The organism is Paucimonas lemoignei (assembly GCF_004342585.1).
In the GTDB taxonomy this organism is placed as follows: Bacteria; Pseudomonadota; Gammaproteobacteria; order Burkholderiales; family Burkholderiaceae_D; genus Paucimonas; species Paucimonas lemoignei.
The window spans coordinates 713,833-735,377 of sequence record NZ_SLZQ01000001.1; the positions used below are offsets into that span (position 1 = coordinate 713,833).

Consider the following 21,545-nt stretch of genomic DNA (forward strand, 5'->3'; position numbering starts at 1 on the left):
CGTCACCGCGCACGAAAACGTGCGGGCAAAATACAGGCCGCTCGGGGACGATGGGAAGGGGGTTATGCGCTACGACGGTGGAAATTAGTTAAACCGTACGATTATAGCGCAAAAGCCCTTTTCGAGCAAAGCTGGTGGTTCTAATTCTGCCCTTGAGCTTGCCGCATCAGCAGCTCGACGAGAGGCTGCAGCTCATCAGACAATTCCTGCATATGTTGCAATACCTTGTCCTGCTTGCCTTCTTTAATCCAGCGCACCAGGGTCGATAATTCAATCGGCTCCGCCGGCTGATTATCTTGCGCGTCCTGCGGCTGATGAAATGACAGGGTGGAGCGCACAACAACCGCGCCCTGCTCTTCTTTTGTGGCGACCGGCGCCTCAACCGGAAGAACAGCCGGCAGGCGACCATCCCGGCCGAACGCCAGTTCTTCTTCGGTGCCCACTACGCCCGTAGTAGCCAGATTCAGGCCCAGTTGCGCCCGGCGTTTAGCAGTTTCTTTCAATTCCGCCAGACTCGGCCTGACTTCGCCTTCTTCGTAACGCTCCGACAGGGACGCCACTCCACAGCTGGCGATGAACGACATATGCTCGTCGCGCACCATGTTGGCATTGGAAATTGCGCGGCAGATGCGCTGGGCGAAATTGCGCGCCGCGTCGAAGTGAATACTGCCGGTCGCCAGCGTGAATTCCGCCTCGCCAGTCTGTGCAACTCGGTCGGACTGGCGGATGGTACGCTGCAATAACTGGCCAACGGCATGCACGACAGAAGGAGGCGGCATCATGACCTGGCCGTCAAGCTGGTTGTGCCGCAAGCCGACCATGACATTCAGGATGACGAAGTTCTTCCGGTTGCCTAAAGCGATGGTCAACGCCTTTTGCGCATGCGAATCCAGGCCTTCCGGCGTTGCCAGCTGCAATTGGGGGGCGGAATTGACGTTCTTGGCCAGCACTTCCAGGCTGCGCTCGAATTCGCGCTGCGTATTCACCAGCTTGGCCAGTACATCCAGGCGCGACAATAACTGCGCCGTATCGATGCCTTTGGTGATCAGATCATTGGCGCCCGCGGCCTTGGCACGATCGCGTTCGGATTGTTCGTCGCTTCCCGATACAACCACGACAGGGAGGTTACGGATCCGGCTGATTTCCGAAGAGCGGATACGCTTGAGCAAGCCGTAGCCATCCAGCCGAGGCATGGACAGGTCGGTAATGACGACGCGGATATTCGGGTCGATCAGCAAAGTTTCCCAGGCTTCTTCGCCGTTCAGCGCTTCGCGGAAGTCGAACATGCCCTGGATATGCTTGATTAGCGTTGCCCGTACGATCCTGGAATCATCTGCGATCAGGACGCGAGGCTTGACCGGAATGTCATTTGGAGGATGTCTAAGCATGCTACACGGAAACATTAACTATGCTGGCACTCTATATGGAAGGAAATTGATTGGCAACAATTTTTGACAGTAACAACGCTTTCGCTTACATTCGCTGTGTCAATTTGCATAAATTATCAAAATGATAATTTTCAATCATTCTCATCGATTTCGTCATTGCGTGCTGTATTCGGTGCTGGCGGGCGCTATGCTGGTCAGCCAACCGGCTGCGGCTGTCGAGAGCATGGATGATCCGATGTTGCCGCAGTTGAGCGCACCGGTCAGCAGATTCAAGGAATTCACCAATCGCGCATCGGAAGTAGCTTTGCAAGCCATGAGCATGATCGGCATAAGGTACAAGATGGGCGGCAATTCGCCGGAGACCGGACTCGATTGCAGCGGACTGGTACGCCACGTTTTCAAGCAAGCCTGGGGAACGGTATTGCCCCGTACGGCGGAAGAAATCAGCCGGGCCGGTGAGCAGGTGGACCGGCATGAGCTGCGCCCCGGCGACCTGGTGTTCTTTAACACCCTGCGCCGCAGCTTTTCCCATGTCGGAATCTATCTGGGAAATAACAAGTTCATTCACTCGCCTTCCGCCGGCGGCCAGGTGCGCATCGAAGATATGGATGTGGCCTATTGGAAGGCGCGATTCAATGGCGCCCGCCGCATCAACGAGCCTGAAAGCAGCAATTAAGCTGCTTTAATTTCCGACATCGCTTCCTTTAACGCTGGCGCATTGCCTGCAGTTTTTGCCTGATTTCAGCCAGCTGGGCCAGCGCCGCCTGTTCGCCGGCCAGAATCGCCAAATTGCGTCCGCCGAAATCGGCCCCCTTCATCGTACCCAGGTTCGGCTTGATCACTACGTCAGCCTCTTTCAGCTCGTACTGATTGATGCTCTGCCCCATGATTGCAAACGTCTGCAGCAAGACTTCCAGAGAAGAGGAAGCAGGCTGGACGTTCGGCTGCGAGGAAATATTCACGGCGATGACAAAGTCGGCCCCCATTTCACGGGCGATCCGCACCGGCACCGGCGAGACAAGGCCACCATCGACATAAGTATGGGTTCCGACCTGCACCGGCTGGAACACGCTGGGCACCGCCGAGGAAGCGCGCACCGCGAGGCCGGTATTCCCCTTGCGGAACACCATCGGCGTACCGCTACGCAAATCGGTAGCCACCGCACCGAAAGGAATTTTCATTTTTTCCAGCGGCAGGTCGTGCACGGCCTTATTGATATAGTTTTGCAGGGCCTCGCCTTTGAAAACACCACTCGAGCGCGAGAAGAGCGGGACGGACCAATCCGAAATGGCTCCCTCCTCCATTTCCAGCGCCATCTTTTGCAAGGTAAAGCCGTTGTTACCTGCGGCATAAAGCGCGCCGACCACGCTGCCCGCACTGGTGCCGACGACGATATCCGGAACGATGCCCTGCGATTCCAGTATCTTGATGACGCCGATGTGGGCAAACCCGCGCGCGGCTCCGCCTCCCAGCGCCAAACCGATCTTTACAGGGCGGGGAGGCTTGGGTTGCGCAATTGCTACTGGCAGCGCCGTCGACGGCGGAGCGCTCGACACGATGGGAGCGGGAGTGCTGCAGGCACCAAGTACGGCAATAAGGGAAAACAGGATAGAAAAAACACGAATGCGAACAAATAACATGGCAGCACGGCTATCGCGGAAATGCGATTAAGCAAGAAAAGAATACCTGAATTGTGCTGCGTAGAAACGAAACGCGCAATCTTGCTGTCAATGCAAGACTCCGCTCGGCGGATTATCCCTTGTGTTCCGGGAGTCGGCCATTTTCATAATAAATACTATTTTTCTGGAACTTGGCGATGAATACACTGCCTTCTTCGGCGATCGATTCAATCGCAAGCGTGGCATTGTGGCGCAGCAAGGTATGCTTGACGATGGCGAGTCCCAATCCCGTGCCCTGCGTTTCCCGTGAACGGCTTTTATCCACGCGATAGAAGCGCTCGGTCAGCCGAGCGAGGTGTTCGGGACTGATGCCAATGCCGGAATCGCGCACGGAAAACTGCGGCCCCTCCTCCGTCTCTGCCCACACCAGATCGATCTTTCCGGAAGCCGGCGTATAACGAATGGCATTCGTCACGAGATTGGTGAAAGCGCTGCGCAGTTCTTCGACATTGCCCTTGATATCCGGCCCGGTCACGGTGAGGCTTATGACATGACGACCTCCCGACAGCACGTTCGCTTCGCGATGGATTTGTTCCAGCAATGCCTTGATGTCGACCCGTTCCGCATGCAGCGGCAGATCGGCGGACTCCAGGCGGCTTAGCGTCAGCATGTCTTCCACCAGGTTCTGCATGCGCTGGCCCTGCTCGCTCATCAGCTTGATGTGCGCCTGGCGCGTGGCGGGATCGAGATTCGGCTGGGCGGCGATTTCGAGGAAGCCGTTAATCACGGTCAGCGGCGTGCGCAATTCATGCGAAGCATTGGCGATGAAGTCGCGGCGCATCTTGTCGATCCGCTCGGATTCGGTGGCATCGTGCGTCACCAGGATCTGCCGGCGATTTTCGAAGGGAATGATATGGGCCACCAGCTTGCGGCCGCGCAGGGTAAGCGTCAGCGGCTCGTCGTAACGCCCCAGGATGATGTAATCCATGAATGCCGGATGGCGGACGAGATTGGTGACGCGCATGCCCTTGTCGCGCTCCAGGTCAAGCCCGAGATGCGCCTGCGCGACGGGGTTGCACCATTCCAGAAACAGGACGTCATCCATGATGACCACGCCATCGGGGAGCAGACTCATGGCCTGCCGAAATCGCGCCAGCCATTCCGCCAGTTCGGCCTGGTTACGTTCGTCGTCGCGCCGCATCTTGTACAGGCGCGCAAAGACGTCCGTCCAGGCACCGAACCCATCCGGCATTTTTTTGCTTTCCGGATTATCCAGCCAGTTGTCGAGCCGGTTCAAATAGTACAACTGCAGAAAAGCCAGCACCGTCACAGCCAGAAAAGCAAAAGCCAGGCCCGTTATCGGGCCGAAAAATGCCCATACGATGCCTGCGCCGATAATGACTAGCAGCAGCCGTAGTGCGGCGGGAATCCAGAACAGCAGTTGCGGGTTCATTTTTCAGAAAGCATGTAGCCGACGCTGCGCACCGTCTTGATCAGGGATTCGGCATCCTTCAGCGCCTTGCGCAGGCGCAGCACATGCACATCGACCGTGCGTTCTTCAATCACGGCATGGTCGCCCCAGACCTTGTCGAGAAGCTGGTTGCGTGAGAAGACGCGTTCCGGATGCACCATGAAGAACTTCAACAGGCGGTATTCGGCATGGCCGATCTCGATCTTTTCTCCATTCAGCGTGACGGTGTGGCTGCCCGGATCGAGCGTGACCGGGCCGATGGAAATCAGGTCTTGCGCATGCTCAGGGCTCTTGCGGCGCAACAGCGCCTTGATACGCGCCGCCAGTTCGCGCGGCGAGAATGGCTTGGTGATGTAATCGTCGGCCCCCTGGTCGAGCCCGGCGACCTTGTCTTCTTCCATGCTTTTCGCCGTCAGCATGATGACTGGCAGCGACTGCAGCTGGCGGTCGGCACGGATGCGCGACAGCAGGCGGATGCCGGCCTGGTCGGGCAGCATCCAGTCCAGCAACACCAGGTGCGGCGTACGGCGCTGCAGACATTCCCAGGCTTCGCCGGCGGTATGCACGGCGAGCGTTTGCCAGCCAGCCTCTTTCAGGGTAAAACTGACCAGCTCGACGATCGAGGGTTCGTCTTCGACAATGAGAATCGTGGTTTTATCGGCCGACATAAATTTCGGTCATTGTTCCAGTTTGGTAGTGACGTAGTCGCTGTGCCGGATATCCTTGCCTTCGACGACATAAACTACGTATTCCGCAATGTTCGTGGCATGGTCGCCGATACGCTCGATCGCCTTCGCCACCCAGATAGCGTCCAGGGCCGTCGAAATCGTGCGAGGATCTTCCATCATGTAAGTGATCAGGCTGCGCATGATGATACTGTATTCATGATCGATGATGGCATCTTGCGCGATCAGCCTGGTCGCCTGCTTTTCATCCTTGCGGGCGAAGGCATCCAGCGCTTCGTGCAACAACTCCTTCGCGCGTTCGGCGATGACGCGCACGAATTCGTACTGGTTCAGCCCATTGCCGCGCTCAGCCTGGTTCGATGCTACCCGCGCGATCTTCACGGCTTCGTCGCCGATGCGTTCGAGATCGGTGATTATCTTGACGGTCGACATCACCATGCGCAAATCGTTAGCAGCCGGCTGGCGCTTGACGATGAGGTGGTTGCAGGTATCGTCAAGCAGGATTTCGAGGCGATTGACCTGCTCATCCCCATTGATCACCTGCTGCGCCAGCTCCCTGTCGCCGTTGCGGAAGCTGCGCATCGCATCCTGGAACTGGCTTTCCACCAGCCCGCCCATCTGCAAGACCCTGGAACGGATGGTTTCCAGATCCATGTCGTATTGTTTGGAAGAGTGCTCGCCCGTCATATCCCTGCTCCTTGCATCTCGTTGGCCGGCTTAACCGAAACGGCCGGTGATGTAATCCTGGGTCTCTTTCTTTACCGGATTCATGAAAATCTGATCCGTCTCGCCGAATTCCACCAGCTCGCCCAGGTACATGTAGGCGGTATAGTCGGAACAGCGGGCTGCCTGCTGCATATTATGGGTGACGATGATGATGGTGTAATCCTCCTTGAGTTCGCCGATCAGTTCCTCGATCTTGACGGTCGAGATCGGGTCCAATGCCGAGGTCGGCTCGTCCAGCAGCAACACCTCGGGCTTGACCGCCACGCCGCGCGCGATGCACAGGCGCTGCTGCTGGCCGCCGGACAGCGACAGGCCGCTCTTGTTGAGCTTGTCCTTGACCTCACTCCACAGCGCCGCCTTTTTCAAGGCCCATTCGACGCGCTCATCCATCTCGCCCTTGGAAAGGTTTTCATACAGGCGCACGCCGAAGGCGATGTTTTCATACACCGACATCGGGAACGGCGTCGGCTTCTGGAACACCATGCCGATCTTGGCACGCAGCATGTTAACGTCCAAGCCTGCATCCAGAATGTTATGGCCGCGGTACATGATCCTGCCCTCGGCACGCTGGCCCGAATACAGGTCATACATGCGGTTCATTGTCCGCAACAGGGTCGACTTGCCGCAGCCGGACGGGCCGATGAATGCGGTGACTTTTTTCTCATGGATGTCCAGGTTGATGTTCTTTAAGCCCTGGAAACCCCCGTAGTAAAAATTCAGATTGCCGATTTCGATGGTCTTGACAGTGTCAGACATCGTTGCGAGATCACTCATCATAAATTGGTCGTCTTATCGTTGCGTTTTTTGGCTGAACACCGTGCGCGCGAGAATATTCAGGGCCAGCACGCTGAAGGTCACCAGCAAGGCGCCGCCCCAAGCCAGGGAACGCCAGTTCTCATACGGGCTCATGGCGAACTGGTAAATCACCACCGGCAGATTGGCCATTGGCTTGTTCATGTCGGCGTTGAAGAATTGATTGTTCAGTGCGGTAAAGAGCAGCGGCGCGGTTTCGCCGGAAATGCGGGCCACCGCCAGCAGCACGCCCGTTACCACCCCAGCCTTGACCGCGCGCAGGCGCACCATCATCGCCACCTTCCAGCGCGGCGCACCCAAAGCAAACGCCGCTTCGCGCAGGCTGTTGGGAACCAGCTTGAGCATGTTGTCCGTCGTGCGCACCACCACCGGAATGGCAATCAGCGAAATCGCGAAGGTGCCGGCCCAGCCGGAGAAGTGCTTGACGTTGGCGACATACACCGCATACACGAACAGGCCGATGACGATCGACGGCGCCGACAGCATGATGTCGGTAACGAAGCGCGTGACCTGGGCAAACCAGCTTTCCTCGCCGTACTCGGCCAAATAGATGCCGGCGAGGATGCCGACCGGCGTGCTGATCAGGGTGGATGCACCCACCATCAGGAGGCTGCCGACTATCGCATTCATCAGGCCGCCGCCATCGCTATCCGGCGAAGGCGTCGTCTGCGTGAACAGGTCGACGCTGATGCCGCCGATCCCCTTGACCAGCAAGGTCCCGAGGATCCATATCAGAAATGCCAGTCCAATCAGCATCGCCATGAACGACAGCGCGATGCCAACGCGATGCATCAGCAGGCGCTTGCGATAGACTGGATTGCCTATGCGCGAATTGAATGTGCTGCTCATGCTCAAGCTCCTTCCTTGCGCGCCATGCCCAGCAACATCAGTTTTGCCGCCGATAACACGATGAACGTAATCGCAAACAGGATCAGGGCCAGCGCAAACAGCGATGAAATATGTAGCTCGGAGGATGCTTCCGCGAACTCATTGGCCAGGGTCGACGCGATGCTGTTCCCCGGCGAGAAGAGCGACCACGACAGCTTGTGGGCATTGCCGATGACGAAAGTGACGGCCATGGTTTCGCCCAGCGCGCGTCCCAGGCCCAGCATGACGCCGCCGACCACGCCGTTTTTCGTATAAGGCAGGACGATCTTGCGCACCACTTCCCACTTGGTGCAACCGAGTCCATATGCCGATTCCTTCAGCATGGTGGGTACGACTTCAAACACGTCGCGCATCACCGAGGAAATGAAGGGAATGATCATGACCGCAAGGATGAGTCCGGCAGTCAGGATGCCCATGCCCATCATCGGCCCCGAAAACAGCACGCCGACTACCGGCAATTGTCCGAGCGTGTGTTTCAGAAAAGGCTGGGCATATTCGGCAAACAGAGGGGCGAATACGAACAAGCCCCACATGCCGTAAATGATGCTGGGCACGCCGGCAAGCAATTCGACTGCGGTCCCGAGCGGGCGCTTCAGCCATGCCGGACAAATCTCTGTCAGGAAGAGCGCGATGCCGAAACTCAAAGGAAAGGCGATCAACAGCGCGATGATAGAGGTGGCCAGCGTACCGGCGATGGCGATCAACGCGCCGTACTGGTCATTGACCGGATCCCATTCGACGGTGGTAATGAATTTCAAGCCGAATTCGCGAAACGCAGGCAAGGAGCCGATCACCAGCGAGACAATATTCCCGGCCAGCACCAGCAGCACCAGCAGGGCAAAGCCCATGGTAATTTTATGAAACAGGAAATCCTGCCAGCGCTGCCGTCGCATGACACCGGCTAGCGCGGCGCTGCCGATGCCGGAACGCTGAGCAGGAATGGATGGCTTGGACGCTGCCATGCTGAAAGAGGAAGGATCGTTCATGATCAGCCTGCTTGCTGACTGCGATTCGGCCGGCATGGATTTACCCGACGGCCTTGCCGAAAGCAATTACTGCCAGGGATTTGGTATAGGAAGCGAGTCGCATGGAGTACACCTGAAAGAAGATTGTTCTTTGACAGGAGGTACTCTAAATGGCAAATATGACGACTTCATGACATGAAAATTACCGGAAACGGCAAGATGACAAGCCAGCAAAGACTTGTCATCTTTCTGTCATATGTCGACTTCGGCATTTTTTCCGCGCTGGCATGGCATCCAGGGCCATATTTCCCGCTGCAGGCACTTCGGCAGAATGGCAGGCCGGCAGCAATTACGTTGCAAGAAACTCCGATTACTAGCCAAGCACCATTGCGGCAAGATGCAAAAACAGGCCGACCAAGCCCCCCACCACCGTGCCGTTAATGCGGATATATTGCAGATCCTTGCCCACATGGACTTCTACTTTTCGTGAAATCGTGTCGGCATCCCACTTATTGATCACCCGCTTCACCAGCTCGGCAATTTCCCCGCGCCGCTGCACAATCGTTTCGGTTGCAAAGGTCCTGATCCAGCGGTTCAGTTTCTCAGTGACGGCCTGATTCTGCTCCAGCGCACGTGCAAATGCAGTCAATGCCTGCTCCAGGCGCAGCACGGCCTTGGAATCCTCTTCGCCTGCATCGCGCATCAATCTTTCCTTGATGTCGTGCCATAGCTGGATCAGGTAGGCGCGGAATTCTTTCTGTTCCAGGGTCTGCCTGACCATGCGGGCCAGATTTTCTTCGTATTCCGGCGAAGTCTTCAACTTGTCGATCAGGTCTAGCGTGGCAATTTCAAAGCGCCCGCGCCATTCGCTGTCCTCGTCGCGCATCTCGTCAAGAATATTGTTCAACTCTTCCAGAAGGCGCTCGAAGAATTTTTCATCGATCGAACGCGGCAGCCAGCGTGGCGAGGCGTCATGGATCTTTTGCCGGATGTACGGACGATTATGGTCGAGCGCATCCGCCGCCAGTTCGATGACATGATCGAACACGCGCTGGTGCTGCCCCCCTGCCCTCAGGATTGCTAGCAATTCGCCCAGGAGCGGCGCGAACTGGACTTCTTTCAGTGCGGCCGTGGCACGCTGTTGAATGAACTGGCCGATGTCCTCATCCTCGACCATGCGCAACAGGGCTGGAATGGCGCCGGCAAGATGACGCGCCAGGTGACGGCTGTTATCGGGATGCTCCAGCCACACGGTCATCGCGGCAGCGAAATTCACGTCACGCAATTCGTCACTGATCACATCGCGCGTCATGAAGTTATGTTCGAGGAAGTTGGCGATGCTGGCGCCGATGCGGTCCTTGTTTTTCCTGATGATGGCGGTATGCGGGATTGGCAAGCCGAGCGGATGCTTGAACAGCGCCGTCACGGCAAACCAGTCCGCCAGCGCGCCGACCATGGCAGCTTCGGCAAACGCCCGCACCAAGGAAATCCAGGGATATGCCACCTCGTATCGCTTGGCAATGATATAAATCACCGCCATTAGAATCAACAAGCCGGTGGCGAAACGGCGCACTTTCGCCAACTGAGCAAACTGTTCCTGCTCAAGGATAGAAACGGGATCCATGTTCATGGGGGATGACGCTCTCTGCAATGAAATGGGCGATCAACAAACCGCCCGATGCTGCAATCAGTGCTGAAGCGTGCGAGGCTTGCCGGCTGAACCTTTACCGGCCTGCCGCCAGCAAGCGCGCGAAGTCTTCGGCCGCAACCGGCTTGCTATAATAGTTACCTTGCATTTCGCAACAACCCGCTTCTTGCAAGAAACGCATTTGCTGCTCATCCTCGACACCTTCAGCTGTTACCGTCAGTGTAAGCGCGTTAGCCATGGCAATGATGGTTTGGGTCAAGGCAACGGAATCCCGGTTGGATGGAATACCGTTGATAAAGGAACGATCAATCTTCAGATTGGAAATCGGAAAACGCTGGAGGTAAGAAAGCGAGGAGTAACCTGTGCCAAAATCATCCAGGGAAAACACCACGCCGAGTGCCGTGAGAGCATCGAACATCGGCTTGAGCTTGTCCGTATCGCCGATCAACAGGCTTTCGGTAATTTCCAGTTCCAGCGCATGAGCAGGCAGGCCTGTTTCCCGGATTAAATCACCGATGACCTCAACCAGTTGGTCATCCTGGAATTGGCGCGGAGAAAGATTCACGGAAATTCGCAAGTCAGGTGCAAAATCGCGTCGCCATGTCGCAGCCTGCCGGCATGCCTGTTCGAGTACCCAGCGGCCGATCGGCACAATCAGGCCGGTCTCTTCGGCGATCGGAATGAAATCCTCGGGAGATACCAAACCAAGGTCCGGATGATTCCAGCGCAACAAGCCTTCGGCGCCAACAATCTTCCCGTCTTGCAAGTTGATCTTGGGCTGGTAATGCACTACGAATTGGCCGGTGCTTAATGCATGCCGCAAATTCTTTTCCAGGTGATACCGGCGCTGGCTGCGCGCGTTCATTTCCTGCGTATAGAACTGATAATTATTGCGCCCGCTTTCCTTGGCCGCATACATGGCGGAATCTGCACATCGCAACAGGGTCATGCCATCGTCGCCATCGTCCGGATGCACGCTGATGCCGATCGACACCCCCAGATAATATTCATAACCGCGCAAGCGGAAAGGTTCCGATATGGCGCTCAAAATGCGTTCGGCCAAGCTGGTGAGATATTCGGGATCATCAAACCCTTCAGCCAGCACCACGAATTCATCACCGCCCAGGCGAGCCAGCGTATCCGTCTCGCGGATACATGCCGACAGTCTTGACGTGACGGTTTGCAGCAACTGGTCGCCGGCTTCATGGCCGATCGTGTCGTTGACATGCTTGAAGCGGTCAAGATCCAGGAACATCAGGGCGATCCGGTGGTTCTGCCGCTGCGCCAGCGACAGGGCATGCCCCAGGCGCTCGACCAGGAACGCGCGATTGGGCAAACCCGTCAGCGTATCGTGCGTCGCCAGGAACTTGAGGCGCTGCTGCGCTTCCTTGACGGCGGTAACGTCGGTAAAGGAAATCAGCACCGAACTGACTTCCTGTTCGCCGGCCTGCCTGATCGGCAAAACGTTCTGCGATACCCAGACCGTGGCACCTTCGGCGGTTTCCACGCCCATGGTCAAATTCAGAATCGCCTCTCCGCGCCGCAAGGCCACGCGGCTGGGCAAGTCTTCCTGCGAAATCTCGTTGCCATCCTCGGTGAACATGCGGCGCACGCCGAGGAGCTTGTTACCGATCACGCTCCCTGACGGCAACCGCAGGATGCGCTCGGCGCTCGGGTTGCAGGCGACTATGGTGCCATCGCGCGACTGCACCATGATGCCTTCGGCCAGGCAGTTCACCACCGAACGATAGCGCTCTTCGCTTTCCTGCAAGCTGCGTTCGACACGGTCTTTTTGAATCGCGACACCGACGAGGTGGGTAATATTGCTGACGAAATTCAGCTCTTCTCGTCCGGGGGCCTGCGGCTCATAGAAATACGCATCCAGCGCTCCCAGCACCGCGCCGGACGCCGCCCTGATCGGCACCGACCAGCAGGCGCGTAAGCCATGCGCCAGCGCATCGCCACGAAACTCTTCCCATCGCGGATCGCTTGCTATGTCGGAGGTGATGATCGGCTGATTCAGGAAAATCGCGGCGCCTGAGCAAGCCGCCTGCGGTCCGATCGCCATGCCATTCATCACCTTGACGTAAGCTTCCGGCAGCGAAGGCGCGGCGACGACCTGGATATGATTGCCTCCGGCATCAAGCAGGGAAATCGAACAGCAGATTTGCCCGACGATCCATTCAATCCCGAGACAGACTTCACGCAGAATATCCTTGAGCGGCTCATCGAGCGCGATCATTTCCAGGATAATTTTCTCGTGGTGCAGAGAGTCTTTTGCGCGCGTCGCTTCCAATGCCGCCTGGCGATGCCGTTCTTCGCTCAGATGCAGCGCCTGCTCGGCTGCCTTGCGCGCCGTGATATCGCGTGCCAGCACCTGGATCGCAGGCTTGCCAAGATACATGAAAGGCGCAGAGCGAACTTCGACATCGATCGCGGTGCCATCCCGCTGCATATACTTCTGTTCGATGGAAGGCGCCTGCTTCCATGTGCTCAGCATCTTGGCTACCCGCGCCTCGGATTTGGCCAGATAATCGGGGTGCAGCATGTCTGCCATCGGCATGCCAAGCAGTTCTTCCACTGACTGGGCCTTCAGCAGACGCACGCCGGCGTTGTTGACGTATACCAGCTTGCCATCTTGCAATAGATACAAGGCGTCCGGTGACAGTTGCACCAGCATCTCATAGCGATCGTCATTGGCGAGCGTTTCTGCTGGCAGGGAAAGATTCTGAGTAGAAGCCATGCTTGGATTCTATCTCTTGCCTTTCGAAAATTGTTAATGAGAAGGCAAAAAGCTCCTATGAGAATGGCTTTGTTTTATTTTTACTAAGATCCCCTGTTGCTTTTCGTCTAAACTTTGACAATCGCCGTTCATTCTTATATAGACACGTAGCGCACAGCTATCCACTACTAAACATGACTGCAAAGAAAACCATCCTCGTCACCGGTGCCACCGGCTACATCGGCTCCCATACTTGCGTAGAATTGCTCGAAGCCGGCCATGCTGTCATCGGGCTCGATAATCTTGCCAACAGCTCGCGGGCATCGCTGGAGCGCATCGAGCAAATTACCGGCACATCCTTTCCCTTTCATTGCGCCGATGTGCGCGACCGGGCAGCATTGGACGCGATTTTTACGCAGTACCAGATCGATGCGGTCGTGCATTTCGCCGGATTAAAGGCAGTTGGTGAATCGGTGCAGATACCGCTTGCCTACTTCGATAACAACGTCAACGGCAGCCTCACCCTGCTGCAAGCCATGCAGCAGGCCGGCGTGCGCAAGTTTGTCTTCAGCTCTTCCGCCACCGTCTATGGCGACCCGGAGAGCGTGCCCATTGCAGAGACGGCCCGTCTTTCGGTCACCAATCCATATGGCCGCACCAAGCTCATGGTGGAGCAAATCCTGGGGGACCTGTCGCAGAGCGATTCCTCGTGGGCCGTCGGCGTGCTGCGCTACTTCAACCCGGTAGGCGCGCACCCGAGCGGTTTGATCGGTGAGGATCCGGCGGGAATCCCGAACAACCTGATGCCTTTCGTTGCCCAGGTCGCGGTGGGACGGCGCCCGCGCCTGTCAGTGTTCGGCGGGGATTATCCGACCCCGGACGGCACCGGCGTACGGGACTATATCCATGTCGTCGACCTGGCGCGCGGTCATGTCGCGGCGCTGGATCGCCTTTTTGCCGCAAACCAGGGATTTACCGTCAACCTTGGCACCGGGCAAGGATATAGCGTGCTGGAAATTGTGCGTGCGTTCGAAGCCGCCAGCGGTCGTCCTGTGCCGTACGACATTGTCGGCCGGCGCCCGGGCGATATCGCGGTGTGCTATGCAAACCCTGTCATGGCCCGCGAAGTCCTCGGGTGGCAGGCGAAGAAAGGTTTGGAAGAAATGTGCGCCGATAATTGGCGCTGGCAAAGCATGAATCCCCAAGGATTCGGCAAATAAGGGCAAAGCAAAGCCGGCGTGCCGTAACGCCAGTGAATTGACTCATTTCCCGTGCAATCAATAGCTCAGCAAAGTCCCTTGATCGCTTGGGTGGGTGGGCAATAACCTTCTTGCCCCGGTTTTGCCGCGCCGCCATGAGGAATAAGCGGAGCGGCTTCGCGCGTTGCACATGCAGATAGCAGGCTGCCGACCAAGACCAGCAGAACCGTAAGTTTTGTCATAAATAAATCCAGAATTGGCACTGGCTTGTATCTAGCCAGTGCCAGCAATCTTGCCAAACAGCGAATACCTATTCGACTTCCATCACCGCAGACGGCGCACTACGCGAATGGCCGTGCGCCGAGTCATTTCTGCCGAACGATATTTTCGTCCACCAATACTGGTTCTGCCAACCGTTTTTTTGCAAACAACCCGATGATTTTCATACGCTTTTTACAATATCAAGCTTGTTTATCCGGGACATTTTCACTTGTATAAGAAGGATGCAAATGCACCGGGTTAGCCGAACGTTTGCGCAGGCGAATATTCAGCATCTCGACCACCACTGAAAAGGCCATCGCGCTGTAGATATATCCTTTTGGAATATGATGATCGAATCCTTCCGCGATCAGCACGACCGCCACCACGACCAGGAAAGACAGCGCCAGCATCTTGATTGTCGGATGCGCCGAGACGAATCGTCCGATCGGCCCGGCAAACAGCATCATCAGGCCAACGGACACGATCACCGCAGCAATCATGACTTCAACCTGGTCGACCATGCCCACGGCAGTAATGATCGAATCGAGGGAGAACACGAGGTCCACCACCATGATCTGCAAAATCACGGCAGTCATCGTCGCTTTCACCGCCTGTGAAGCAACTCCCTCTTCTCCTTCCAGTGACTGATGGATTTCACCCACGCTCTTCCACAGCAGGAACAAGCCACCCGCAATCAGAACCAGGTCGCGGCCGGAAATCTCTTGCCCGAAGATGGTTAAGAGCGGCGCGGTGAGCCCTACAATCCATGACAGAATCAACAGCAGGCCGATTCGCATAAACATGGCGATGAACAAGCCGAGCTTGCGAGCGAATTCGCGTTTCTCCAGCGGCAACTTGTCCACCAGGATGGAAATAAAAATAATGTTATCGATGCCGAGTACGAGTTCCAGCGCCGTTAATGTGGCAAATGCGATCCATACTTGTGGGTCCGCTAATAATTCGATCATTGTGTTAGTAAATATTTTTTAGGAAAGGCGCAATCGTAATCTACTTGAATTTCATGTAAAAGCGAAGATAATAGAATTCTTGCTTCGAAAAAACCGAATAAATCAATGAAAACCACCGGATTGAATTATCGCCACCTCTATTTCTTCTGGGTGGTCGCCAAGGAAGGCAGCATTACACAGGCAGCAGAACGCCTCGGATTGGCAATTCAGACAATCAGTACTCAACTGGGTTTGCTGGAACAATCCCTCGGCAAATCCTTGTTTGCTCCGCAGGGGCGGCGCCTTGTCCTCACCGAAGCCGGACGCCTGGCATTGCGGTATGCGGACCAGATCTTTTTACTTGGCGAACAACTTCAGGAAGCGCTGAGCGATTCTGAAATCGGCCGCACCATGCGCCTGACCGTTGGCTTGTCCGACTCCCTGCCTAAGCTGATTGCTTCCCGTGTTTTGCAGGCAGCTTTACGGTTGCCCGAAAAAATCAAGCTAGTTTGCTACGAAGACCGTTTCGAAACCCTGCTGGGTGACCTTTCCGTGCACAAGCTCGATGTCGTGCTGGCTGACCGCCCGGTGCAATCCGGCACGACCCTGCGGGTATTCAGCCACCTGCTGGGCGAAAGCGACATCATGCTGTTCGGCGTAGCCAACCTTGCGGAAAAATACCGTCCGGGATTTCCGGATAGCCTGAATGGCGCGCCGCTTCTTTTGCCGACACGTAACAATGCGATCCGCGGGCGTATCGACCACTGGTTCGAAACCCAGAACCTGCGCCCGGATATCGTGGGTGAATTCGATGACAATGCCTTGCTGAATACATTCGGCCGTAGCGGCATGGGGCTTTTCCCAGCGCCATCCGCCTTGGCTACCGATGTGGCGGCGCAATTCGATGCCGCACCGGTCGGCTCGCTGCAGAATGTACACGAGCAGTTTTACGCCATTTCCAATGAAAGAAAAATCAAGCATCCGGCAGTGGAGGCGATCATCGCGGCGATTCATGGAGAATAAATCGCCAATGACCACCCAGATTCTTGTAGGAAATGGACTATTTGCATTGCCGGTGAATTGCAGTAGTATCTATCGCACAATTATCAAATATAAAAATTAATCAGGAGACATTCATGCTGGACGTTGCTGACCGCAGCGATTAGCCCGGTCGCCTTTTTCTCATTTGATTCCGATCGTAACCGGCACTCCGCTTGACCACAGCGTGCAGACCGGAAGGGAAAACTTGTCTGCTCAAGGAAGATGATTGCCATGAAAATTTCTGTGCCAGTATTGTTTGCTTGTAGCGGCATTAGCTTTGCACTTGGCGTTTTCGTGGCATGGCAAATGCTGCCCACGGCGGCTTCCGGCGACATGGCTGCAACTCCGGCCACGCAAACCGTCTCTGCCGCCGCAACCAATGGCAACCAGGTTGCGGAATTATGGAATGCACGCAGCACACAGCATGCAGGAACCTCTCAACCGTCGGCTTTAGATGCGCAACGCGTCGCCGCGCCATCCGGCAATGAGGAACAAAAGATGCGCGAACGGGCGCAATCCGACTCAGCCTATTTGCGGACGCTGATCCAGCGTTTCGAGAGCGAGCGCGATCCGGAAGCGCGCGAACTGATCAAGTCGGTCCTGGCTACCGTGCAGAAGCCCGAGGCGATGGCATTTTTCGCCCGCATGGCACATAGCAGCGACCCGAACCAGCGCAAGGAAGGCTATGCGATGCTCCAGCAAATGGGACCGGACACGCCGGAAATGCGCAATCTGCTGAAGCAGGCCCTGTCCACCGAACAATCGCCGGAACTGCTGGCGCAGGCGATTGCCGCGCTCCGCCCGAGTGCCACCGATCCTGCCGAAGCCGAGGCCATCCTCGCGCAACTGGGGAATCTGACGCAGCATGCCGATCCGGCCGTACGCAGTCAAAGCGTGCTGCAACTCGGGCAATGGGATAAAACCGGCGCCAATCAGGGACGACTCGCGCAGGCATTGACCGACCCGGCGCCGGAAGTGCGCCAGGCAGCCGTTTTTGCCGTCGCCCAGTCGGGCGCGCGCAGCGATGCGCTGAAATCGGCGCTGATGGGCATCGTGAATAATGCCAATGAAAGCAAAGCAGTCAAAGGCAGCGCTTTGCAGGTATTGGAACGTTTTTCTTTGAGTAAGGACGAGTATGCCCGCTACATGCAGGCACGTACGCAGGCCGGTCTTTAAATCAGGGGAGTAAATATGCCGACGACACGAACTGCTTCGGAAAAATGCATGGAAGACGATTGCCAGCAAGAGGTGTCAAGTTGCAACTCGCCGATTTTCAGCGGCGACCTCGACAAGCGCATTCTTGCTGTAATTCTGGAAAGCGCCGACGTCCAGAATGAAGTCGAATTGACTCATCTCGTCAACGGTACGCTGCGCGATGTCCTTCCGCATGAAATGCTGGTGTGCGGCATTGGCGGCATCAGCCCCCAAGGAAATTTCGTCCGCAAATTTTTACAGTTCAACTGCCCGTTCGAGTGTTATGAGTATTACAGTGAAATGCTCAATGCCGAAGGCAGGGTCAATAGTCCCCTCATTCAGAAATGGCGCGAGCGGCAGGAACCGGTGTATTTTCAGAGCGGCCGTGACGACGACCAGTTTCCGGCGGAATGGGTGCAACTGTTTAACAAGTACAAGATGCGCAACATCCTCGGCCATGGCGTCGTGGACCTGACCGGTTCGCAATCGAGCTATTTCATTTTTTCTCGCCTCGCTGGCAGTGTCGGTCCGGAACAGGCATTTTTACTTAAGATCCTGACGCCGCACTTGCACCTCGCCCTCGCGCGCGCCATCGCCAATGTGCAGGAATATCAGGCCTATGTCGGCAAGACCGGTAAGCCGCTGAGCGAGCGGCAGAGCGAAATTCTCTACTGGATGCACGAAGGAAAAACCAATTGGGAAATCGCGAAAATTCTGAATCTCACGGAATTGAACGTGAAGTATCACATCGATCAGATCTTCTCGAAGCTGGATGTACGCAGCCGCGTGAATGCCGTCGCAAAAGCTCATGAGCTCGGGCTCGTCAAGCCACCGAAAAATCAGGCCTGACACGCCGTTGACATATTTTTTATCAGCAATAAATAGAAACGTAAAAACAGTGACTTAGCGTCAACCGCCCACACTTATCCACAGATTTGTCCACGATAAATGTGGGTAAGATTGGTGAGCTTTTCGCAGTGCATCTTTTGCGCCAGCTTGGGGATAGAAGGTTTGTGTTGCGGACAAGGCACAACCCGTGGAATTTCCACACAGAAATTTATTGGCTATGCTACAGTAGTTCCAACAAACACCAAAATCGCTTGGTAATACCCGAGATGATTCAATAGAGTCGGCGCCACTTTTCACCGATAGAACTGGGTTCCGCGAATCGTCTCTGGTATTGCCAAGTTCAAAATCAAAACCTCGCCCACGCGAGGTTTTTTATTTTTGCCGGCAAGGTAAAAGCACTTGGATTTCTTGTCGATGCATATGGCACCGGAGTGACTGGAAAGGGACGTCACAATGCACAAAGGCTCCTTGCGGAGCCTTTGGAAACCGGCCTACAGCGAGCCAATCAATCTTGATTCAACGCTTGTATGGACTGCCTGCCGGAGCAGGTGCATTCGGCGTCGTGTCGTATGGCTCATCCGTCGAAGCCTCTACCCGTACTTCGCCGACTGAAATGGCGCGGCCTTTCGGCGCATTGTCGCCGCTTACCCGCACCAGCGAGACCGTCAGGTTTTTATATTCGTCTGCCGAAATATTGGCGAGCGCCTCGGTTGCCGGGAACACCAGTTGTGGCGCGCCGCTTCCGGATTGCCCTCCATGGTGAGCATGATGAGTCGCAGCCCCGACTTCAAAGGCGCCGACAGTGCCAAGAAGATGCCTGGATTCCGTATCGGAGGAATCTCCATTTTCCGGCAGATTCAGATACACCTTGTAGAAATATCCGCCTGCCTTGCCTGCCGGGAGTACCTTGATATCGTCCAGCACGATACTGATCGACTTATAACCAGTGCTTGGAAACGGCTTGCCTGCTTTTTTCCCCCGCGCTCTGATCGCAATCGTTTGTACGGTATCGGTTTCCGCTCCTCTGAGCGGCACTTGCACGCTGACCGAGTTTTCCGATAAGCCGATATCCCGCGCTCCGCCGAGCGAACGGCGGCCGGCATCGATCGCCCGCGGCCCCGTCGTGGCAAAGTCGCCGATCGGAGGACGGCCGCGCCGCCTGCCCGCCTGCGCCTGCACACGAATGACTCTGCCCTTCGTCATTGCCTGCGCCGGCAATGCAGTCGGCAACGCCGTGCTCGAATAATCGCTTCCCAACCAGTTCGGGTGATAGCACTGCGCTCTCGGCACCGCCCAGTCGGAGGTAACGCGATAGCTGCCGGACCAGTACGGCGACGATGTCCAGGGAATGCCTTTACCGTCCGGCATGGCCCAGGCATGCCACAGGCGGTCGATATTCGCATGATGGAGGAAGAACAATATATCCTGCGGCGCCTGCGCGACGGAGCCCATGATGCCGCCGATGATGTTGTGCACCGGATTATGTGGAGCATCCTCGAGCAGCGGTTCGAATGCATTGCTGGTGCCGCGCTGGAAGTTCCGTATGTTCGATGCGAATGGCGCCAGCGACAAGGCGTTGAACACATTGGTGTTCATGCGCGGCATATACAGCGGATTGCCGGTTGCCGGATCGGTGAACTCTGCCGGTATCTGCGGATTGCGGTAGTAATCCCAGTATGGCACCACCAAACTGTTATTGCCGGATACGATGCGCAACTGCTGCTCGAAAGCGTACAGGAAGGCGCGATGCCATCCGAGAAAATGCGGTGCCGAATGCAGGCCAAAGGCGCCATGTGCATCGGCCCAGTACTGCAGACTCGCCCTGCTGCTGGCATTCGTATTCGCACGCATCGTCCGAATGGCGTCAATGAATGAGGCATATGCCGACGTGCCCCTGAATTCCTGCCACTCCGGACGAACCCTGACAGCATTCTGGGCGAATGCCGGCAGGCTGGGAAGCGATGAAAGCGCCAAGGCAGATACCGAGCCCTGCAGGAAGGCCCGGCGGCTAAAGCGATGAACGGTCATGAATTACTCCTGAAACGGTAAACAGCTCTGGAAACAGCTTGTAACGAAAGCGAACAGGACACGTTGATGTATTCGCCGCCTGTCTGCCATGCCCGTATAAGGCCATGCGTATGAATCCGAGTATGTTGGATACTGGTGCTCGCGCTTTGAGTTGAGTCAGACTGCTCCCGCAGGAATTCAGGAGTAATGTAAGCAAAGATTTCAGGAAGAAGTGAAGTGCATCATTGTTGTTACACGCCGTGATGACACTTCACTAATGCTGATTTATTTCAGGCCTTGAGCGCACGGGCATGGTATGCGACGTGCTCGCCGATGAAGCTGGCAATGAAGTAGTAACTATGGTCATAGCCGGGCTGCATGCGCAGCGTCAGCGGATGCTGCACTGCTTCGGCCGTCGCCTGAAGAAGTTGCGGCTTGAGCTGCGAGTCGAGAAATTCATCGGCATCGCCCTGGTCGATCAGCAGCGGCAAGCGTTCCTGCGCCGTTTTCATCAGTTCGACAGAATCAAATGCACGCCAGGCCTCGCGGTTCTCGCCGAGGTAGGCGGTAAAAGCCTTTTCTCCCCATGGCACCTGGGACGGCGCGACGATCGGCGAGAATGCCGACACGCTGCGATAGCGACCCGGATTGCTCAGCGCGGCGACCAGCGCGCCATGGCCTCCCATGGAATGGCCGCTGATGGCGCGCACCTCAGTGACGGGAAAGTGCTCTTCCACGAGAGCCGGCAACTCGCGTGTCACATAATCGTACATGCGGTAATGCCGCTCCCACGGCGCGCGGGTGGCATTGACATAAAATCCGGCGCCGCAGCCAAGATCATAGGCGTCGGCATCGGACACATCCGGGCCGCGCGGGCTGGTATCCGGGGCGACCAGCACGACACCGTGCTCGGCGGCATAACGCTGGGCGCCGGCCTTGGTGATGAAATTCTGTTCGGTGCACGTCAGTCCCGAGAGCCAGTACAGGACCGGCAGTTTTTCACTTGCCGCTTGCGGCGGCAGGTATACGGCAAACTGCATGGTGCAGTTCAGTGTCGATGACTCATGCCTGTAGACGTCCTGCCAGCCGCCGAAACAGGCGCGGTGTTCCACTCTTTCCAT

General features: G+C 56.4%; 20 protein-coding genes. 6 read left to right on the forward strand and 14 right to left on the reverse strand.

The window, feature by feature from the left end; all coding sequences use genetic code 11:
- Positions 1 to 140: 140 nt before the first annotated feature.
- Positions 141 to 1,286: a response regulator gene (locus EDC30_RS03070; protein ID WP_424446894.1), complete on the reverse strand. Its 1,146-nt coding sequence runs from the start codon at positions 1,284 to 1,286 to the stop codon at positions 141 to 143.
- Positions 1,287 to 1,611: 325 nt separating this feature from the next.
- Between EDC30_RS03070 and EDC30_RS03075 the strand changes: the two genes are divergently transcribed.
- Positions 1,612 to 2,064, forward strand: coding sequence for a C40 family peptidase (locus EDC30_RS03075; RefSeq protein WP_243656633.1), 453 nt, complete (start codon positions 1,612 to 1,614; stop codon positions 2,062 to 2,064).
- A gap of 28 nt (positions 2,065 to 2,092) precedes the next feature.
- On the opposite strand, the gene EDC30_RS03080 is transcribed toward EDC30_RS03075, so the two are convergent.
- The 7 genes from EDC30_RS03080 to pstC all read right to left on the reverse strand — a co-directional run bounded on the left by EDC30_RS03080 (position 2,093) and on the right by pstC (position 8,484).
- Complete coding sequence (locus EDC30_RS03080; RefSeq protein ID WP_132257135.1) at positions 2,093 to 3,028, reverse strand: patatin-like phospholipase family protein; 936 nt, start codon at positions 3,026 to 3,028, stop codon at positions 2,093 to 2,095.
- 112 nt (positions 3,029 to 3,140) lie between these two features.
- The gene (gene phoR, locus EDC30_RS03085; RefSeq protein ID WP_132257137.1) at positions 3,141 to 4,460 is read right to left on the reverse strand and encodes a phosphate regulon sensor histidine kinase PhoR; all 1,320 of its coding nucleotides are present in this window, start codon (positions 4,458 to 4,460) and stop codon (positions 3,141 to 3,143) included.
- A complete protein-coding gene (phoB, locus tag EDC30_RS03090; protein WP_132257139.1) occupies positions 4,457 to 5,146 on the reverse strand; it encodes a phosphate regulon transcriptional regulator PhoB in 690 nt (229 codons plus the stop codon). Before phoB ends, phoR begins: the two co-directional genes overlap by 4 nt.
- A gap of 9 nt (positions 5,147 to 5,155) precedes the next feature.
- Positions 5,156 to 5,851 carry a phosphate signaling complex protein PhoU gene (gene phoU, locus EDC30_RS03095; RefSeq protein ID WP_132257141.1) on the reverse strand — a complete coding sequence of 232 codons (696 nt, stop codon included), beginning with the start codon at positions 5,849 to 5,851 and terminating at the stop codon, positions 5,156 to 5,158.
- A 30-nt stretch (positions 5,852 to 5,881) separates the two neighbouring features.
- Entirely contained in the window at positions 5,882 to 6,646 is a 765-nt protein-coding gene (gene pstB / locus EDC30_RS03100) for a phosphate ABC transporter ATP-binding protein PstB (RefSeq protein WP_243656625.1), read from the reverse strand.
- Positions 6,647 to 6,679: 33 nt separating this feature from the next.
- Entirely contained in the window at positions 6,680 to 7,552 is an 873-nt protein-coding gene (gene pstA / locus EDC30_RS03105; protein WP_132257145.1) for a phosphate ABC transporter permease PstA, read from the reverse strand.
- A 2-nt stretch (positions 7,553 to 7,554) separates the two neighbouring features.
- Positions 7,555 to 8,484, reverse strand: coding sequence for a phosphate ABC transporter permease subunit PstC (gene pstC / locus EDC30_RS03110; RefSeq protein WP_243656634.1), 930 nt, complete (start codon positions 8,482 to 8,484; stop codon positions 7,555 to 7,557).
- 91 nt (positions 8,485 to 8,575) lie between these two features.
- Here pstC and EDC30_RS03115 point away from each other — a divergent pair, with 91 nt between their 5' ends.
- Entirely contained in the window at positions 8,576 to 8,755 is a 180-nt protein-coding gene (locus EDC30_RS03115) for a hypothetical protein (protein WP_132257148.1), read from the forward strand.
- 174 nt (positions 8,756 to 8,929) lie between these two features.
- Here the strand turns inward: EDC30_RS03115 and EDC30_RS03120 are convergent, their stop codons facing one another.
- Both EDC30_RS03120 and EDC30_RS03125 read right to left on the reverse strand, forming a co-directional pair.
- On the reverse strand, positions 8,930 to 10,186 hold the full coding sequence (locus EDC30_RS03120) for a DUF445 domain-containing protein (protein WP_243656626.1): 1,257 nt from the start codon (positions 10,184 to 10,186) through the stop codon (positions 8,930 to 8,932).
- 94 nt (positions 10,187 to 10,280) lie between these two features.
- The gene (locus EDC30_RS03125; RefSeq protein ID WP_132257151.1) at positions 10,281 to 12,947 is read right to left on the reverse strand and encodes a sensor domain-containing protein; all 2,667 of its coding nucleotides are present in this window, start codon (positions 12,945 to 12,947) and stop codon (positions 10,281 to 10,283) included.
- 173 nt (positions 12,948 to 13,120) lie between these two features.
- Here EDC30_RS03125 and galE point away from each other — a divergent pair, with 173 nt between their 5' ends.
- A complete protein-coding gene (gene galE, locus EDC30_RS03130) occupies positions 13,121 to 14,146 on the forward strand; it encodes a UDP-glucose 4-epimerase GalE (RefSeq protein WP_132257153.1) in 1,026 nt (341 codons plus the stop codon).
- Between the two features lie 440 nt (positions 14,147 to 14,586).
- On the opposite strand, the gene EDC30_RS03135 is transcribed toward galE, so the two are convergent.
- Positions 14,587 to 15,354 (reverse strand): TerC family protein, encoded by a 768-nt coding sequence (locus tag EDC30_RS03135; RefSeq protein ID WP_132257155.1) that lies wholly within the window; start codon positions 15,352 to 15,354, stop codon positions 14,587 to 14,589.
- 105 nt (positions 15,355 to 15,459) lie between these two features.
- On the opposite strand from EDC30_RS03135, the gene nhaR reads away from it, so the two are divergent.
- The gene (nhaR, locus tag EDC30_RS03140) at positions 15,460 to 16,356 is read left to right on the forward strand and encodes a transcriptional activator NhaR (protein WP_132257157.1); all 897 of its coding nucleotides are present in this window, start codon (positions 15,460 to 15,462) and stop codon (positions 16,354 to 16,356) included.
- Positions 16,357 to 16,439: 83 nt separating this feature from the next.
- On the opposite strand, the gene EDC30_RS19405 is transcribed toward nhaR, so the two are convergent.
- Positions 16,440 to 16,709, reverse strand: coding sequence for a hypothetical protein (locus EDC30_RS19405; RefSeq protein WP_165973706.1), 270 nt, complete (start codon positions 16,707 to 16,709; stop codon positions 16,440 to 16,442).
- Here EDC30_RS19405 and EDC30_RS03145 point away from each other — a divergent pair.
- Together EDC30_RS03145 and EDC30_RS03150 are read left to right on the forward strand one after the other, a co-directional pair.
- Positions 16,708 to 17,550 carry a HEAT repeat domain-containing protein gene (locus tag EDC30_RS03145; protein ID WP_165973707.1) on the forward strand — a complete coding sequence of 281 codons (843 nt, stop codon included), beginning with the start codon at positions 16,708 to 16,710 and terminating at the stop codon, positions 17,548 to 17,550. The genes EDC30_RS19405 and EDC30_RS03145 overlap by 2 nt on opposite strands.
- 15 nt (positions 17,551 to 17,565) lie before the next feature.
- A complete protein-coding gene (locus EDC30_RS03150) occupies positions 17,566 to 18,417 on the forward strand; it encodes a helix-turn-helix transcriptional regulator (RefSeq protein ID WP_132257160.1) in 852 nt (283 codons plus the stop codon).
- Between the two features lie 516 nt (positions 18,418 to 18,933).
- On the opposite strand, the gene EDC30_RS03155 is transcribed toward EDC30_RS03150, so the two are convergent.
- Both EDC30_RS03155 and fghA read right to left on the reverse strand, forming a co-directional pair.
- Positions 18,934 to 20,445: a tyrosinase family protein gene (locus EDC30_RS03155; RefSeq protein WP_132257162.1), complete on the reverse strand. Its 1,512-nt coding sequence runs from the start codon at positions 20,443 to 20,445 to the stop codon at positions 18,934 to 18,936.
- A gap of 269 nt (positions 20,446 to 20,714) precedes the next feature.
- On the reverse strand, positions 20,715 to 21,545 hold the full coding sequence (fghA, locus tag EDC30_RS03160; RefSeq protein ID WP_132257164.1) for an S-formylglutathione hydrolase: 831 nt from the start codon (positions 21,543 to 21,545) through the stop codon (positions 20,715 to 20,717).